Genomic DNA, 14097 nt, shown 5'->3' with positions numbered 1-14097 from the left:
AGGGATTGGTCGATGAGCACATTGGCTCCTGATCGCGCCGTCGGCGCAGATACCACCACGGGCAACCGCCAACCGAAAGCCGTTTGGGCCGTTGCGTTTGCGAGCGTGATCGCCTTCATGGGGATCGGGTTGGTCGACCCGATTCTGAAACCGATCGGCGAACAGCTGCATGCCTCGCCGTCGCAGGTTTCGCTGCTGTTCACCAGTTACATGCTGGTGACCGGTGTGGCCATGTTGATCACGGGCGTGGTGTCCAGCCGGTTCGGCGCGAAGAAGACCCTGGTGGCCGGTCTGGCGATCATCATCGTGTTCGCGGCGCTGGCGGGGTTGTCCGACACCGTCACCCAGATCGTCGGATTCCGCGCGGGCTGGGGCCTCGGCAACGCCTTGTTCATCGCCACCGCGCTCGCCACCATTGTCGGCGCGGCCAGCGGCGGCGTCGCCCGCGCGATCATCCTCTATGAGGCGGCGCTCGGGATCGGCATCGCGACCGGTCCGCTGCTGGGCGGCGTGCTCGGCGGAATCAGCTGGCGTGGACCGTTTTTCGGTGTCTCGGTGTTGATGGCCGTCGCGTTGGTCAGCATCGTCGTGCTACTGCCCGAGGGCCCGAAGCCGACGCATCACACCTCGATCGCCGCCCCGTTCCGCGCGCTGCGGCACCGCGGCCTGCTGACCGTCAGCCTCACCGCGCTGCTCTACAACTTCGGTTTCTTCACCCTGCTCGCCTACACACCGTTCCCGCTGGACATGGGCACCTACGCCATCGGCTTCATCTTCTGTGGCTGGGGCATCCTGCTCGCGCTGTCGTCGGTGTTCCTGGCGCCGCGGTTGCAGCGGCGGTTCGGTTCGCTGCCGATGATGGGTCTGTCGATCGCGCTGTTCGCCGCGGACCTCGCGGTGATGGCGATGTTCGCCGAGCACAAGCCGGCGCTGATCATCGGCACGGTGCTGGCCGGGCTGTTCCTCGGCGTGAACAACACCCTGATCACCGAGGCCGTGATGATCTCCGCGCCGGTCGAGCGGTCGACCGCCTCGGCGGCCTACAGCTTCGTCCGGTTCGCCGGCGGCGCGGCCGCGCCGTACCTGGCGGGCAAGCTCGGCGAGCACAGCATCGCGTTGCCGTTCTGGGTCGGCGCCGCCTGCACCGCGGCCGCAGTGCTGGTGCTGCTGGCCGGTCGCGCGGCACTCGCGCACATCGACGAGCACGACCCGGCGCCGCACAGTGTCGCCGAGGCGGAAGCGATCACCGTCGGCGACTGAGCCGACCGACAGCTGCCTGGACCCGAGCAGGGTTCAGGCAGCTGTGCTGTCTGCGATACCTGCCGGAGACGCTGCTCGGGAGTACCGTCGGATGTCATGGGCGATGCGCAGCGAGGCCGGGTAAAGATCGAAACCAGCCAGAAGCGAGTTCGGGTATTTCTCGGTGGCCGGGTAGTGGCCGACACGGCTCAGCCGGTACTGGTGTGGGAGGGTCCGCACTATCCGACCTACTACATTCGGGCCGCGGATCTGCAGGCGAAACTCGAGCCGACCGGTGAATCCCACCACTCCCCCAGCCGTGGTGACGCTACGGAGTACGACGTGGTCGTGGACGGCACCACCGCCGCCGCTGCCGCACTGCGGTACCACGATTCGCCGCTGACCGAGCTGAACGATCTGGTGCGGCTCGAGTGGAGCAAGATGGACGAGTGGTTCGAGGAAGACGAACCGGTCTACGTCCACCCGCGCGATCCCTACTCCCGGGTCGACATCCTCGGCAGCTCCCGGCACGTGCGCGTCGAGATCGACGGTGTCACCGTCGCGGACTCGCACTCCCCACGCATCCTCTTCGAAACCGGCCTGCCCGCAAGGTATTACCTCCCGATGACCGACGTCCGCATGGACCTGCTGCACGCATCGGACAGCCACACCAGCTGCCCGTACAAGGGCACCGCCGACTACTGGACCGTCCGCCTCGGGGACAAGGAATACAAGGACTACGTGTGGGGCTACCGCACGCCGCTACCGGAGAGCCAGAAGGTCGCGGGCCTGGTCTGCTTCTACAACGAGAAGGTCGACACCTACGTCGACGGGGAACTGCAGGAACGTCCGAAAACGCCGTTCAGCTGACTCGGTCAGCGGTAACGAGCCGTCCGCCCCCTCGACGTCAGACCGCGACGAGCGGGGGCTTGTCTTCGGCGCGCCGGTATTGGCCTGGGGCTAGGCCGTATTCGCGCTTGAACGCCTTGGCGAAGGCGAATTCGGAGGTGTAGCCGACCTTTCGGGCTACCGTGCCGAGGGGGCCGTCGGTGTCGCGGAGCAGGCGGGCGGCGGTGAGCATGCGCCAGCGGGTGACGTAGGCGAGGGGTGGTTCGCCGACGGTGGCGGTGAAGCGGCGTGCGAGGGTGGCGCGGGAGACGCCGGCGACCTCGCTGAGATGCGGGACGGTCCACGTGCGGGCCGGGTCCTCGTGCACGGCGCGCAATGCCGCGGCGACCGCCGGATCGGCGAAAGCGCCTGCCCAGCCGGTGGATTGAGCAGTGGACTGTTCGTCGAGCCATGCGCGGAGGGTGAAGAGCACCAATGTTTCGAGCAGGGCCGGAACGGCGGCATCACTGCCCGGACGTGGCTCGGCGATTTCGGCGGCAAGCAGGTCTACCGCGCCGCGCAGCGCCGGATGACGACCGGGAAGAGCCGGAAGATGGATGAACTCGGGCAGTTCGTCGAGCATCGGATGGCTCCGCTGTCTGCCGAGTTCGTATGCGCCGCACAGCAATGCCGTGCGTACGCCAGGCCCGGTGATCTCTCTCGGTTCTCCCGGCTGCGCCTTCTCGTCGACTGAACTGTCGAGGCTGTCGACCAGGACATGGTCGGCGCCACGCGGCATGAACACGACGTCGCCGACACCGAGCGCCATCGGCGTGCCACCCGGCGGCACCAGCCAACAGGAGCCCTGCAGCACGACATGGAACCCGGCACCGGGTACGACGGGATAGCTGCGACCCCATGGTGCGTGCCGAATGAACATCCCGGAGGTCGGGCTGCCCGTGCGGATAGCGGCGATGGTTTCGCTGAGAATGTCCACACAGTCACCATAGCGCTCCGCAGTGAGTGTTTGAGATATAGCAGCGAGTAATACGACCATTGGTTTACTCACGCACCGACCATAGGTTTGAGCCATGACATCGACGAGTTCCACCGAATCCAGCAAGACCATCGCCGTCTACGGCGCCACCGGGATCACCGGCGGTTACGTCCTCACCGAACTGCACCGTCGCGGCCTCACCCCAATCCTGGTGGGCCGCAACGAAGCACGCATCCGTGCCGCCGCGGTGGCCGCCGATCTCCCGAACGCCGAGATCCGAGTAGCCGACCTCGCCGACCACGACGCCTTGGTCACCGCGTTCACCGGTGCCGACGTGGTGATCAGCAGCCTGCCCGCGTACGTCGAGCACGGTCCGGCGGTATTGGCCGCGGCGATCGACGCCGGAGCGAACTACACCGACATGTCCGGCGAACAGCTGTTCCTGAAGCAGGTGTTCGACGAGTTCGGCCCGCGAGCCGAGGCGGCCGGGGTGAGCCTGGTCTCCGGCGTCACCGACAGCAATCTGCCCGGCGACCTGCTCGGTTACCTGACCACCCGCCGGGTCGCCGGTCCGGCCGAGGTGGTGGTCAGCCATCTGAGCAAGAGCGGCGGCAACGGTTCCAAGGGCAGCGCGAAGACAGTGCTGGCGAGTCTGGACTGGTTCCGCAGCGGCGGCTGGAACTACGCCGACGGCGAATTCCGCACCGGTGCAGTGGCTCGGCACTCTTCGATGACCTTCCCCGGCGACACCGCTCCGACCTCGGTCGCGAAATTCCCGCAGCCGCCGGTACTTACGATCCCGCGCCACTCGGATGTCTCCTATGTCGAAGGGGTGCTTGCCACTTTCGATCCTCGACACCCTGAGCGGCTTCACCGCCGACCTCATCGACTCGCTGCCCGACGCACCGAGCGCGAACCTGCGCTACGACCTGGTCGTCGATGCTTACGGCGTGGACGGCCGCACGGTCCGCGGCGTCGTGAGCGGCGTGCACTCCTACCGCGATTCGGCGTTGATGGCGGTGGCGGTCGCCGTCCGACTGGCCGAGGGCACCACGAAGCCGGGTGCTCTTGCGGCGGCCGAGGCTTTCGACGCGACCGAATTCCTCGACGCGCTGGTGCCGTTCGGCATCACCTGGCGCATCGCGGAACTCTGAGCCCGTGGGCCCGGAAAGGCGCCGGTCCGGCGCCTTCTAGGGTGAGTGACCGGATTTGAACCCGCGACCTCCTGGATCACAACCAGGCGCTCTAACCAACTGAGCTACACCCACCATGGTGTGTTCAGACAAGGTAGCGCGACAGTTCAGCTCCGGTCATCTGGTTTTTCACCGGGACGCCCGGCACTATCGTCCACGAATCAGGCATAGTCGAATGATGACCGACAACCGACCCGAACTCGCCGCAGCGCTCGACCTGGCACCGCACCCGGAGGGCGGCTGGTTCCGCGAAACCTGGCGCAGCGCCGTGGAATTCAAGCCGGAGGGCTACGACGGCGCACGGTCCAGCGCGACCGCGATCTACTTCCTGCTGCTGCCCGGCGAGCAGTCCGCGCCGCACACGGTCCGCTCCGACGAGCTGTGGCTCTGGCATCGCGGCGGCCCGCTGGTGCTGAATATCGGTGGCGAGGAAGTGGTGCTCGGCCCCGATGTCGAGCACGGTCAGGTGCTGCAGGCCGTGGTGCCGGGTGGGGTCAGCCAGGCCGCACGACCGGCTGGCGACGAGTACGTACTGGTGAGCTGCTTCGTCTCCCCCGGCTTCGACTTCGCCGACTTCCAGATGGACTGAGCTTTACGCTCCCGTGTATTCGCGCCGCGTCCGGTCGACGAGTTCGGCGACGCCGAGCACCTCGGTGACGCCGGACGCGGCGTGACCCGCGCTCCAGATGTCCGACCAGTTCTTCGGTGCGGCGGAGTCGGCGAAATGTGCTGCGGTGTCGAAGGTTCCGGCGCGCAGGGCGGCGACATCGATGCCGAGCGATTGCATCGAGCCTGCCAGCATGTTGGTGGGTAGGCCGGTGAAGGCGGAGGTCAGCACCACGTCGTCGAGGCTGGACGCGGCCACCAGGTCCTTGTGCGCGGGTGCGGCCATGCTCTCGGCCGTGGCGAGGAACTTGGTGCCCATGTAGGCCAGGTCCGCGCCGAGGGTGATCGCCGCCCGCAAGGCGACGCCGTCGGACACGCCACCGGCCAAAACCACCGGCCCATCGAAGAATTCGCGAACCGCACGGACGAACGCGAAGGGATTCGCCCAGCCGGTCTGTCCGCCCGCACCGGCGGTGAGCAGGATCAACCCGTCGGCGCCGCACTCGACCGCACGTACCGCGTGGTGCACCGACGCCACGTCCGCGAGGACCAGCGAACCCACCTCGTGCAGCGGCTCGACCACATCGCGCGGCGTTCCGACCGAGGTGATCACGATCTCGGTCGGCTGCTCCTGGAGTACCCGCAGATCCGGCAGCAGCCGCGCATTCCCCGGGTGCACAATCAGATTCGCCGCGACCGGGGCGGGACGTGGCCCGCCGCCGGACGCCAACGCGGTGTCGATCTCCGACAACCACTGCGACAGTTGTTCGGGCGTGCGGGCATTCACGGTCGGGAACGAGCCGACTACGCCGGCCCGGCAGGCCGCGATCACCAGTTCCGGCCCGGAGACCTGGAACATCGGCGCCGCGATCAACGGAACCGTCAGCCGTGCGGTGAGTTCGGTGAATTCAACCGTGTGCGTGGCCATCGCGCGCCCCAATCTCCGGAACAGTGTCGTTCCGGACAATAGAGCAGCCCTCGTGACATGGGAAAACGGTTAGTCAGGACTTTGGCGAACTGCCCATAGGACTGGTGCCGAAGTTGTCATGCCGTCTACTCCGGCACCTCGACCACGCCCTCGTCCACCGCCCATTTGATCGTCTTCTCCAACTGCGGGCAGGAGTCGGGGCGACCGAGACCGCCGCCGTTCCGGCTGAGCTCCGCGAAGACCGGGCAGTGCGTCTGCGGCGGCTCGGTCCACTGCACCGAGGTCTGATGCGAACTGCTTTTCCGCACCATCACTTGGCTTTGACATGCCTGACACCGCAGCGGTGTCAGGCCCTGCTCCAGATAGTGCTGCTTGTCGACCACCGTCTGGGCGCGCACTTCGGCCTGCCGCGCCGGTTGGTCGGCGAAGTCGGGTGCTTTCGCCCAGGTGGCGGCCATCAGACCCCGGCCTCCGCCTGTTTCGCGGCGGCCTCGTCGGCCGCGCGCTTGCGGCGCAGGTTCTCCGCGACCTCGGCCTCCCACACCTCGTTCGCCTTGGTGGTGTCTACCTCGAACTCGAAGCGCTGGGTCATCTTGTCGGTGACGTCGGCGAGGTCGACGTAGAACTGGTCGTACCAGCGACGCAGCTGGTAGACCGGGCCGTCCTCCTCGCACAGCAGCGGATTCTCGACCTTGGACTTGTGCTTCCAGATCTCGACATCCTGCAGGAAGCCGACGCTGATGCCCTCGGTCATCTTCGCGGCCAGCTTGTCCGCCATCTCGCCCTCGACGCCCTGCGGCTTCTCCAGCGTGATGCCCCACTGCAGCACGAAGGAGTCCTGGCTCACCGGGTAGTGGCAGTTGATCAGGACGCTCTTGACCTCGTAGCCGGTGTACAGGTTGACCAGCGGATTGATCATGTAGGACGGCCCGAAGTACGACGCCTCCGAGGTCAGCGTGGTGTCGCCGCCGTACTTGGACGCCATCCCGATGTCCGGCCTGCCCTTGGTGTTCAAGTACTGAGTGGCGATGTGCCCCTCGAAGATGTTCTTGAAGTAGGTCGGGAAGGCGAAGTGAATGTAGAAGAAGTGCGCCATGTCGACCACGTTGTCGATGATCTCGCGGCAGTTCGCGCCCTCGATCAGCATGGAGTTCCAAGTCCAGTCGGTCCAGCCGCTGTCGAGCTGCTCGACCGGGTTGCCGTCCGCATCGGTGTAAGGGCCCTTGATATGCGGGATGGTCACCTCGGGCGGCGGCTGGCTGCCCTCGACGTCGTGCCAGACGAACAGCTGGCCGTTGCGCTCCAGCGTGGTCCACTTCCGGGTGCGCGCCAGCGGTGGCACGCGCTTCCCATACGGAATCGCGGTGCATTTGCCGTTCGTGCCGGACCAGCGCCAGTCGTGGAACGGGCAGGCGATGTCGTCACCCTTGACCTCGCCCATGCTCAGATCGCCACCCATGTGCCTGCAGTAGGCATCGAGCACCCGCAGCTCATCGCCGCTGTCGGCCCAGATCACGAGTTTGGTGCCGAACACATTCACCGCGTGCGGCTTGCCGTCGCGGAACGACTTGGCCAGACCGAGGCAATGCCATCCCCTCGCATAGCGGGTGGGCACGGTACCGACATCGAGCTCCCGGACCTTCGCACCGCTCCCCTGTGGGGTAACTGCCATCGCGAATCCTCCTCCTTCTGTACTAGAACACGTTACAAAAATGTGGCGTTCCACGCCAGCGATTCCCATCACTTCCTGCACATGTCCACTTACGACCCGTCATCGATACCCGTTCTCGACAGAAATAGGAACCTGTTCTAGTCTCAGAAGCAAATGAGTACCGGTTATCCAATTGACCAGGCAGGAGCAGGTCCCGAGATGACGCAAGAAGTGACCGAACGGGTCGACGCGCTGTTGCCGACCCTGCGCGAGCGCGCGCAGGAGGCCGAGGACCTGCGGCGCATCCCCGACGAATCCATGAAGGCCCTGCAGGAGACCGGGTTCTTCCGGCTGCTGCAGCCCAAGCAGTGGGGTGGTCACGCGGCCGACCCGGTGGTGTTCTACGACACGGTGCGCAAGCTGGCCAGCGCGTGCGGGTCCACCGGCTGGGTGGCGGGCATTGTCGGCGTACACAATTGGCATCTGGCGCTGTTCGATCAGCAGGCGCAGCAGGACGTCTGGGGCGAGGACACCGAGGTGCGGATCTCCTCGTCGTACGCGCCGATGGGCGCGGGCGTGGTGACCGAGGGCGGGTATATCGTCAACGGCTCGTGGGCTTGGTCATCGGGTTCCGACCACGCCACCTGGGCGGTGCTCGGCGGTCCGGTGATCAAGGACGGCAAGCCGGTCGACTTCGGCAGCTTCCTGATCCCGCGCGACGACTATCAGATCGATGACGTCTGGAACGTCGTCGGACTGCGCGGGACCGGCTCCAATACCGTCGTGGTGAAAGACGTTTTCGTCCCGAGGCACCGATTCCTCAGCTTCCGCAAGATGAGCGAGCTGCAGGCGCCCGGCCTGGAACAGAACACCGATCCGGTGTACCGGATGCCTTGGGGCACCATCCATCCCACGACCATCGCCACGCCCATCGTCGGCATGGCCTACGGCGCGTATGACGCGCACGTCGAGCATCAGGGCAAGCGGATTCGCGCGGCCTACGCGGGCGAGAAGGCGAAGGACGATCCGTTCGCCAAGGTGCGCGTCGCGGAGGCGTCCAGCGATATCGACGCGGCCTGGCGGCAGCTTTCGGGCAACGTGGCCGACGAGTACGCACTGTTGTTGGCGGGCAAGGAGATTCCGTTCGACCTGCGGGTGCGGGCCCGTCGCGACCAGGTGCGTGCCACCGGTCGCTCGATTGCCGCCATCGACAAGCTGTTCGAGAGCTCAGGTGCGACCGCGCTGGCCAACGGCACTCCGCTGCAACGCTTCTGGCGTGACGCGCACGCGGGCCGGGTGCACGCGGCGAACGATCCGGAACGGGCTTACCAGATGTACGGCCAGCACGAGTTCGGGCTGCCCGTCACCGACGCGATGGTGTAGGAGTTGACGTGACTGAGCGTAGCGAAGGCACCATAGACACAGCACCTCTGGTCGCAGCGGAGCCGAGCGTTAGCGAGGCGGAGCTGTGACCTCTACCGTGGAACTCACGGCCGAATCGACCTCCCGCTTCGCCCAGGTGCGGCCGGATCTGCGGCTGCACTACCACGAGGCGGGCGTCGGCAACGGGCCGACGATCGTGCTGCTGCACGGCGGCGGGCCGGGCGCGTCCTCGTGGTCGAACTTCTCCCGCAATATCCCGGTGCTGGCGCAGAACTTTCATGTGCTCGCCGTGGATCAACCCGGATACGGGCAGTCGGACAAGCCGACCGAGCACCCGCAGTACTTCGTGCACAGTGCCTCGGCGCTGAAGGATCTGCTCACGCACCTGGAGATCACCTCGCGGGTGCATCTGCTCGGTAATTCGCTCGGCGGCGGCGCGGCTGTGCGGTTCGCGCTGGACTATCCGGATCTGGCCGGGAAGCTGGTGCTGATGGGTCCGGGTGGGTTGAGCACCAACCTGTTCGCGCCCGACCCGACCGAGGGCGTCAAGCTGCTCGGCAAGTTCAGCTACCAGCCGACCAGGGAGAACCTGGAGGCGTTCCTGCGGATCATGGTGTTCGATCAGTCGCTGATCACCGACGAGCTGATCGATGAACGGTTCGCCGCGGCGAGCACGCCGGAATCGCTGGCCGCGGCGCGTGCGATGGGGAAGTCCTTCGCCGGTGCGGATTTCGAGAAGGGCATGCTCTGGCGCGACGCCTACCAGCTGCGTCAGCCGGTGCTGCTCATCTGGGGCCGGGAAGACCGGGTGAATCCGCTCGACGGCGCACTGGTCGCGACCAAGCTGATTCCGCGCGTGCAGTTGCACGTTTTCGGCGGTTGTGGACACTGGGCACAGTTGGAGAAGTTCCACGAATTCAACCGGCTGACAAGTGATTTCCTTGCCGGTTCCAAGGAGAAGTGATGGGGATTCGATCGCTGGCCTACCTGCGCATCGAGGCGACCGACATGGCCGCCTGGCGCGAGTACGGGCTCAAGGTGCTCGGCATGATCGAAGGCAAGGGCGGGAATCCGGACGCGCTGTACCTGCGGATGGATGAATTCCCGGCGCGGCTGGTGATCGTGCCCGGCGAGAAGGACGAACTGCAGATCTCGGGGTGGGAGACCGCCAATGCCGCAGAGCTGCAGGATATTCGGACCCGGCTCGAAACCGCCGGCGTGCCTTACAAAGAGGGCACCGCCGCGGAGCTGGCCGATCGGCGGGTGCACGAGTTGATCCGTTTCGACGATCCGTCCGGGAACACCCTGGAGGCGTTTCACGGTGCGGCACTGGAACACCGGCGGGTGGTGAGCCCGTACGGGCACCGATTCGTCACCGAGGAGCAGGGGCTCGGGCACGTGGTGCTCAGCACCAAGGACGATCAGGCGGCGCTGGAGTTCTACCGGGACGTACTCGGTTTCCGGCTGCGCGACTCGATGCGGTTGCCACCGCAGATGGTCGGGCGCCCGGCCGACGGTGAACCCGCCTGGCTGCGCTTCTTCGGCTGCAACCCGCGGCACCACTCGCTGGCGTTCCTGCCCATGCCGACGTCGAGCGGCATCGTGCACCTGATGCTCGAGGTGGAAGACGCCGACGACGTCGGGCTGTGCCTGGATCGCGCGCTGCGCAAGAAGGTTCGCATGTCGGCGACCCTCGGCAGGCACGTCAACGACAAGATGCTGTCCTTCTATATGAAGACGCCCGGCGGCTTCGACGTCGAATTCGGCTGCGAGGGGCTCGAAGTCGACGACAATGATTGGATTGCGCGCGAATCCACCGCCGTGAGCCTGTGGGGCCACGACTTCACGGTCGGGCAGCGCCAGCAGTGATCGAGAGGGCGAGCGAAGCGATGACCCAACCCGAAATCGACGCACGCGCCTTCCGCAACGTGCTCGGCCAGTTCTGCACCGGCATCACCGTCATCACCACTTTCGATGATGCCGAAGCACCGATCGGTTTCGCCTGCCAGTCCTTCGCCGCCCTCTCCCTCGACCCACCCCTGATCCTGTTCTGCCCCACCAAGACGTCACGCTCCTGGGCGGCCATCGAACAATCCGGCCGCTTCTGCGTCAACGTCCTGGCCGAGGAACAGCGAGAAGTCTGCGCCCGCTTCGGTTCCCGCGAACCCGACAAGTTCGCCGGCGTCCCCTGGCGCACCTCCCCGCTGACCCTCCCGGTGCTCGACGACGCCCTCGCCACCATCGAATGCACCGTCGACAGCGTCGTAGACGGCGGCGACCACTACATAGTCATCGGCCGAGTCCAAGCCCTCACCGAATCGACAACCTCCGGCCGCCCCCTCCTGTTCTACCGCGGCCAATACACCGCCATAGAACCCGACAAGACCACCCCCGCCCCCTGGCGCGCCGATCTCGAACACTTCCTCACCACAACCACCCTCGACACCTGGTTGTAGCGCAACGCGAAATGGCCGAGAAACTCTGGTTTCTCGGCCATTTCGCGTTCGCTGATCAGGTTGCGGGGACGGTCTCCTTTTCGCGCTGGAGTTCCAGGGCGATGTCGATGAGTTGGTCTTCTTGACCGCCGACCAGTTTGCGTTTGCCTGCGCGGACGAGCATTTCGGCGGCGGAGACGCCGTAGCGTTCGGCTTGGCGTTCGGCGTGCTTGAGGAAGCTGGAGTAGACGCCAGCGTAGCCCATCATCAGGGATGAGCGGTCCAGGAGGCATTCCTGGGGCATGGCGGGGCGGACTACGTCTTCGGCGGCGTCGGCGATGGCGTAGAAGTCGATGCCGGTTGTGATGTCGAGCTTGTCGCAGACGCCGACGAGGGCCTCGACGGGGGTGTTGCCTGCGCCGGCGCCGAAACGGCGGGCGCTGCCGTCGATTTGGGTGGCGCCCGCGCGGATGGCGTAGATGGAGTTGGCGACGGCGAGGTCGAGGTTCTCGTGGCCGTGGAAGCCGACCTGGGCGTCGCTGCCGAGTTCGGCGACGAGGGCGGCGACGCGGTCGGTGACCTGGTCGAGCACGAGGGCGCCGGCCGAGTCGACGACGTAGACGCACTGGCAGCCCGCGTCGGCCATGATGCGGGCCTGCTTGGCCAGCACCTCGGGCGGCTGGCTGTGCGACATCATCAGGAAGCCAACGGTTTCCAGGCCGAGGTCGCGGGCCAGGCCGAAGTGCTGGATGGAGACGTCTGCCTCGGTGCAGTGGGTGGCGATGCGGCAGATCGAGGCGCCGTTGTCCTGGGAGATCTTGATGTCCTCCTTGACGCCGACACCGGGCAGCATCAGGACCGCGATCTTGGCCTGGGTCGCCGTCTCCGCGGCGATCTTGATCAGTTCCTGCTCAGGGGTTTTGGAGAAGCCGTAGTTGAACGAGGACCCGCCGAGGCCGTCGCCGTGGGTCACCTCGATGACCGGGACCCGCGCGCCGTCGAGGGCGGCCACAATGTCGCGGACCTCGGTGGCGGTGAACTGGTGGCGCTTGTGATGCGATCCGTCGCGCAGCGAAGTATCGGTGACGCGGATATCGAGTTCTGCTGAGTAAGCCATGTTTTCGCTCCTTACACCCGTGCCGAGACGATCTGACCGGCGATGACCTCGCCGACCTGCGTCGCGGCGGCGGTCATGATGTCGAGGTTGCCCGCGTACGGCGGCAGGAAGTCGCCCGCGCCTTCGACCTCGACGAAGACCGAAACCTTCGCCATGCCACCGGAGATCACCGACGGCGGGTCGAACTGCGGGTCGTTGAGCAGGCGGTAGCCGGGCACGTACTTCTGGATGTCGGCGACCATCCGATGGATGGAGTCGGTGATCGCGTCGGTATCGGCGTCCTCGGGGATGGCGCAGAAAATGGTGTCGCGCATGATCATCGGCGGCTCGGCCGGATTCAAGATGATGATCGCCTTGCCACGCTCCGCGCCGCCGATGGTTTCGACACCGCGGCTGGTGGTCTTGGTGAACTCGTCGATGTTGGCGCGGGTACCCGGGCCTGCCGAGACCGAAGACACCGACGCGACGATCTCCGCGTAAACCACCGGCACCACGCGGGATACAGCCGCGACGATCGGGATGGTGGCCTGGCCACCGCAGGTGATCATGTTGACGTTCGGCGCATCCAGATTCGCGCCGAGATTCACCGGCGGCACCACGGCGGGGCCGACGGCAGCGGGCGTGAGATCCACCGCCCGGATACCAGCTTCGGCATACTTCGGTGCCGCGGCGCGATGCACATACGCCGAGGTCGCCTCGAAAATCAGGTCGGGCAGCTCGGATTGACCGAGCAGCCAGTCCACTCCCTCGGCCGAGGTCTCCAGCCCCAGCCCGCGGGCCCGCTTCAAACCCTCGCTGTCGGGATCGATCCCGATCATCCACCGCGGCTCGATCGCCTCCGAGCGCAGCAGTTTGTAGAGCAGATCGGTACTGATATTGCCGGACCCGACGATCGCGGCGGTGACGGTCCCGTTGTCGGACACCACAAGCCTCCTAGATGAATTGCAAACGGACAGAACCGAGTCCAGCGAACTCGGCATGGAACTTGTCGCCCGGCCTGGCGTCGATGGCGCGGGTGCACGAGCCGGGCAGCACGATGTCGCCCGCCTTCAGCCGCACCCCGAAGCTCGCGACCTTGCGGGCCAGCCAGGCCACCGCGATCACCGGGTCGCCGAGCACGGCGTCGCTGCGCCCCTCGGCCACCACCTCGTCGTTGCGGGTGAGTACCGCGTCGATCGCCTTGACGTCGATGTCCTTGGGCGCCACCCGCTCCGGGCCGAGCACGTAACCGGCGGAGGACGCGTTGTCGGAGATGGTGTCGGTCAGGCCGATCTTCCAGTCCTTGATCCGCGAATCGATCAGCTCGATGGCGGGCGCGAAAGCGACTGTGGCGGCGAGCACGTCGGCCTCGGTGCAGTCCGCGCCGGGCAGGTCGGCGCCGAGCACGAAGCCGACCTCCACCTCGACTCGGGGAAACAGGTAGCGACCCGCCTCGACCGGAACGTCTTCGTAGACTTCCATTTCCGCGAGCAGATGCCCGTAGTCGGGTTCGTCCACGCCCATCATCTGCTGCATGGCCTTGGACGACAGGCCGACCTTGTGCCCGACGATCCTGGCGCCGGTGTCGAGCCTGCGCCGGATATTGATCAGCTGGATCTCGTAGGCATCGACCACATCGATGTCCGGATGCCGGGCGACCAGCGGATCGATCGCTACCCGATCCCGTTCGGCGAGCTCCAGCTCATCGGCCAATTCGGTTCGTACCGCGTCGGACAGCACG

15 protein-coding genes, 1 tRNA gene and 1 pseudogene are annotated in these 14097 nt (G+C 66.2%); 9 read left to right on the top strand and 8 right to left on the bottom strand.

The genetic code is table 11. The features are described from left to right. Window positions 1-12 precede the first annotated feature (12 nt). Together ACIBK2_RS07370 and ACIBK2_RS07365 are read left to right on the top strand one after the other, a co-directional pair. Window positions 13-1260 carry an MFS transporter gene (locus tag ACIBK2_RS07370; protein ID WP_396964685.1) on the top strand — a complete coding sequence of 416 codons (1248 nt, stop codon included), beginning with the start codon at window positions 13-15 and terminating at the stop codon, window positions 1258-1260. Between the two features lie 96 nt (window positions 1261-1356). Further along, window positions 1357-2109: a DUF427 domain-containing protein gene (locus tag ACIBK2_RS07365; protein WP_396964683.1), complete on the top strand. Its 753-nt coding sequence runs from the start codon at window positions 1357-1359 to the stop codon at window positions 2107-2109. Window positions 2110-2146: 37 nt separating this feature from the next. Here ACIBK2_RS07365 and ACIBK2_RS07360 read toward each other — a convergent pair whose 3' ends face one another. Continuing rightward, complete coding sequence (locus ACIBK2_RS07360) at window positions 2147-3064, bottom strand: AraC family transcriptional regulator (protein ID WP_396964681.1); 918 nt, start codon at window positions 3062-3064, stop codon at window positions 2147-2149. 94 nt (window positions 3065-3158) lie between these two features. On the opposite strand from ACIBK2_RS07360, the pseudogene ACIBK2_RS07355 reads away from it, so the two are divergent. Together ACIBK2_RS07355 and ACIBK2_RS07350 are read left to right on the top strand one after the other, a co-directional pair. Beyond that, window positions 3159-3497, top strand: a pseudogene (locus ACIBK2_RS07355) (saccharopine dehydrogenase NADP-binding domain-containing protein); the annotation flags it as partial. Window positions 3498-3900: 403 nt separating this feature from the next. Further along, window positions 3901-4218 (top strand): hypothetical protein, encoded by a 318-nt coding sequence (locus ACIBK2_RS07350; protein WP_396965930.1) that lies wholly within the window; start codon window positions 3901-3903, stop codon window positions 4216-4218. Window positions 4219-4258: 40 nt separating this feature from the next. Here the strand turns inward: ACIBK2_RS07350 and ACIBK2_RS07345 are convergent. Then, a tRNA-His gene (locus ACIBK2_RS07345) sits at window positions 4259-4332 on the bottom strand. 100 nt (window positions 4333-4432) lie between these two features. Here ACIBK2_RS07345 and ACIBK2_RS07340 point away from each other — a divergent pair. Next, window positions 4433-4846: a cupin domain-containing protein gene (locus tag ACIBK2_RS07340; protein WP_379282033.1), complete on the top strand. Its 414-nt coding sequence runs from the start codon at window positions 4433-4435 to the stop codon at window positions 4844-4846. 3 nt (window positions 4847-4849) lie between these two features. Here the strand turns inward: ACIBK2_RS07340 and ACIBK2_RS07335 are convergent, their stop codons facing one another. From ACIBK2_RS07335 to ACIBK2_RS07325, 3 genes are all read right to left on the bottom strand, one after another. Next, entirely contained in the window at window positions 4850-5791 is a 942-nt protein-coding gene (locus ACIBK2_RS07335; protein ID WP_396964679.1) for an NAD(P)H-dependent flavin oxidoreductase, read from the bottom strand. 125 nt (window positions 5792-5916) lie between these two features. After that, window positions 5917-6249 (bottom strand): hypothetical protein, encoded by a 333-nt coding sequence (locus ACIBK2_RS07330; RefSeq protein WP_396964677.1) that lies wholly within the window; start codon window positions 6247-6249, stop codon window positions 5917-5919. Then, entirely contained in the window at window positions 6249-7463 is a 1215-nt protein-coding gene (locus ACIBK2_RS07325; RefSeq protein ID WP_379282030.1) for a Rieske 2Fe-2S domain-containing protein, read from the bottom strand. Before ACIBK2_RS07325 ends, ACIBK2_RS07330 begins: the two co-directional genes overlap by 1 nt. Before the next feature lie 198 nt (window positions 7464-7661). Between ACIBK2_RS07325 and hsaA the strand changes: the two genes are divergently transcribed. The 4 genes from hsaA (at window position 7662) to hsaB (ending at window position 11281) form a co-directional block, all read left to right on the top strand. Then, a complete protein-coding gene (gene hsaA, locus ACIBK2_RS07320) occupies window positions 7662-8825 on the top strand; it encodes a 3-hydroxy-9,10-secoandrosta-1,3,5(10)-triene-9,17-dione monooxygenase oxygenase subunit (protein WP_396964674.1) in 1164 nt (387 codons plus the stop codon). Window positions 8826-8910: 85 nt separating this feature from the next. Further along, window positions 8911-9789: a 4,5:9,10-diseco-3-hydroxy-5,9,17-trioxoandrosta-1(10),2-diene-4-oate hydrolase gene (gene hsaD, locus ACIBK2_RS07315; protein ID WP_396964672.1), complete on the top strand. Its 879-nt coding sequence runs from the start codon at window positions 8911-8913 to the stop codon at window positions 9787-9789. Beyond that, a complete protein-coding gene (gene hsaC / locus ACIBK2_RS07310) occupies window positions 9789-10694 on the top strand; it encodes an iron-dependent extradiol dioxygenase HsaC (protein ID WP_396964670.1) in 906 nt (301 codons plus the stop codon). The genes hsaD and hsaC overlap by 1 nt, the downstream gene beginning before the upstream one ends. Window positions 10695-10714: 20 nt before the next feature. Further along, window positions 10715-11281 (top strand): 3-hydroxy-9,10-secoandrosta-1,3,5(10)-triene-9,17-dione monooxygenase reductase subunit, encoded by a 567-nt coding sequence (gene hsaB / locus ACIBK2_RS07305; RefSeq protein WP_396964667.1) that lies wholly within the window; start codon window positions 10715-10717, stop codon window positions 11279-11281. A gap of 55 nt (window positions 11282-11336) precedes the next feature. Here the strand turns inward: hsaB and dmpG are convergent, their stop codons facing one another. Genes dmpG through ACIBK2_RS07290 form a run of 3 tightly spaced genes read right to left on the bottom strand, consistent with a single transcriptional unit; the run spans window position 11337 to window position 14096 of the window. After that, window positions 11337-12377 (bottom strand): 4-hydroxy-2-oxovalerate aldolase, encoded by a 1041-nt coding sequence (dmpG, locus tag ACIBK2_RS07300; protein WP_396964665.1) that lies wholly within the window; start codon window positions 12375-12377, stop codon window positions 11337-11339. Window positions 12378-12388: 11 nt separating this feature from the next. Next, window positions 12389-13300, bottom strand: a complete 912-nt coding sequence (locus tag ACIBK2_RS07295) for an acetaldehyde dehydrogenase (acetylating) (protein WP_396964663.1) — start codon at window positions 13298-13300, stop codon at window positions 12389-12391. Window positions 13301-13310: 10 nt separating this feature from the next. After that, window positions 13311-14096 carry a 2-keto-4-pentenoate hydratase gene (locus tag ACIBK2_RS07290; protein WP_357379702.1) on the bottom strand — a complete coding sequence of 262 codons (786 nt, stop codon included), beginning with the start codon at window positions 14094-14096 and terminating at the stop codon, window positions 13311-13313. Window position 14097: the final 1 nt, after the last annotated feature.

This window comes from Nocardia sp. NPDC050175, from assembly GCF_044459885.1.
Classification (GTDB): Bacteria; Actinomycetota; Actinomycetes; order Mycobacteriales; family Mycobacteriaceae; genus Nocardia.
The sequence above is the reverse complement of the archived record's forward strand: the minus strand, read 5'-3'. Positions and strand labels throughout refer to the sequence as shown.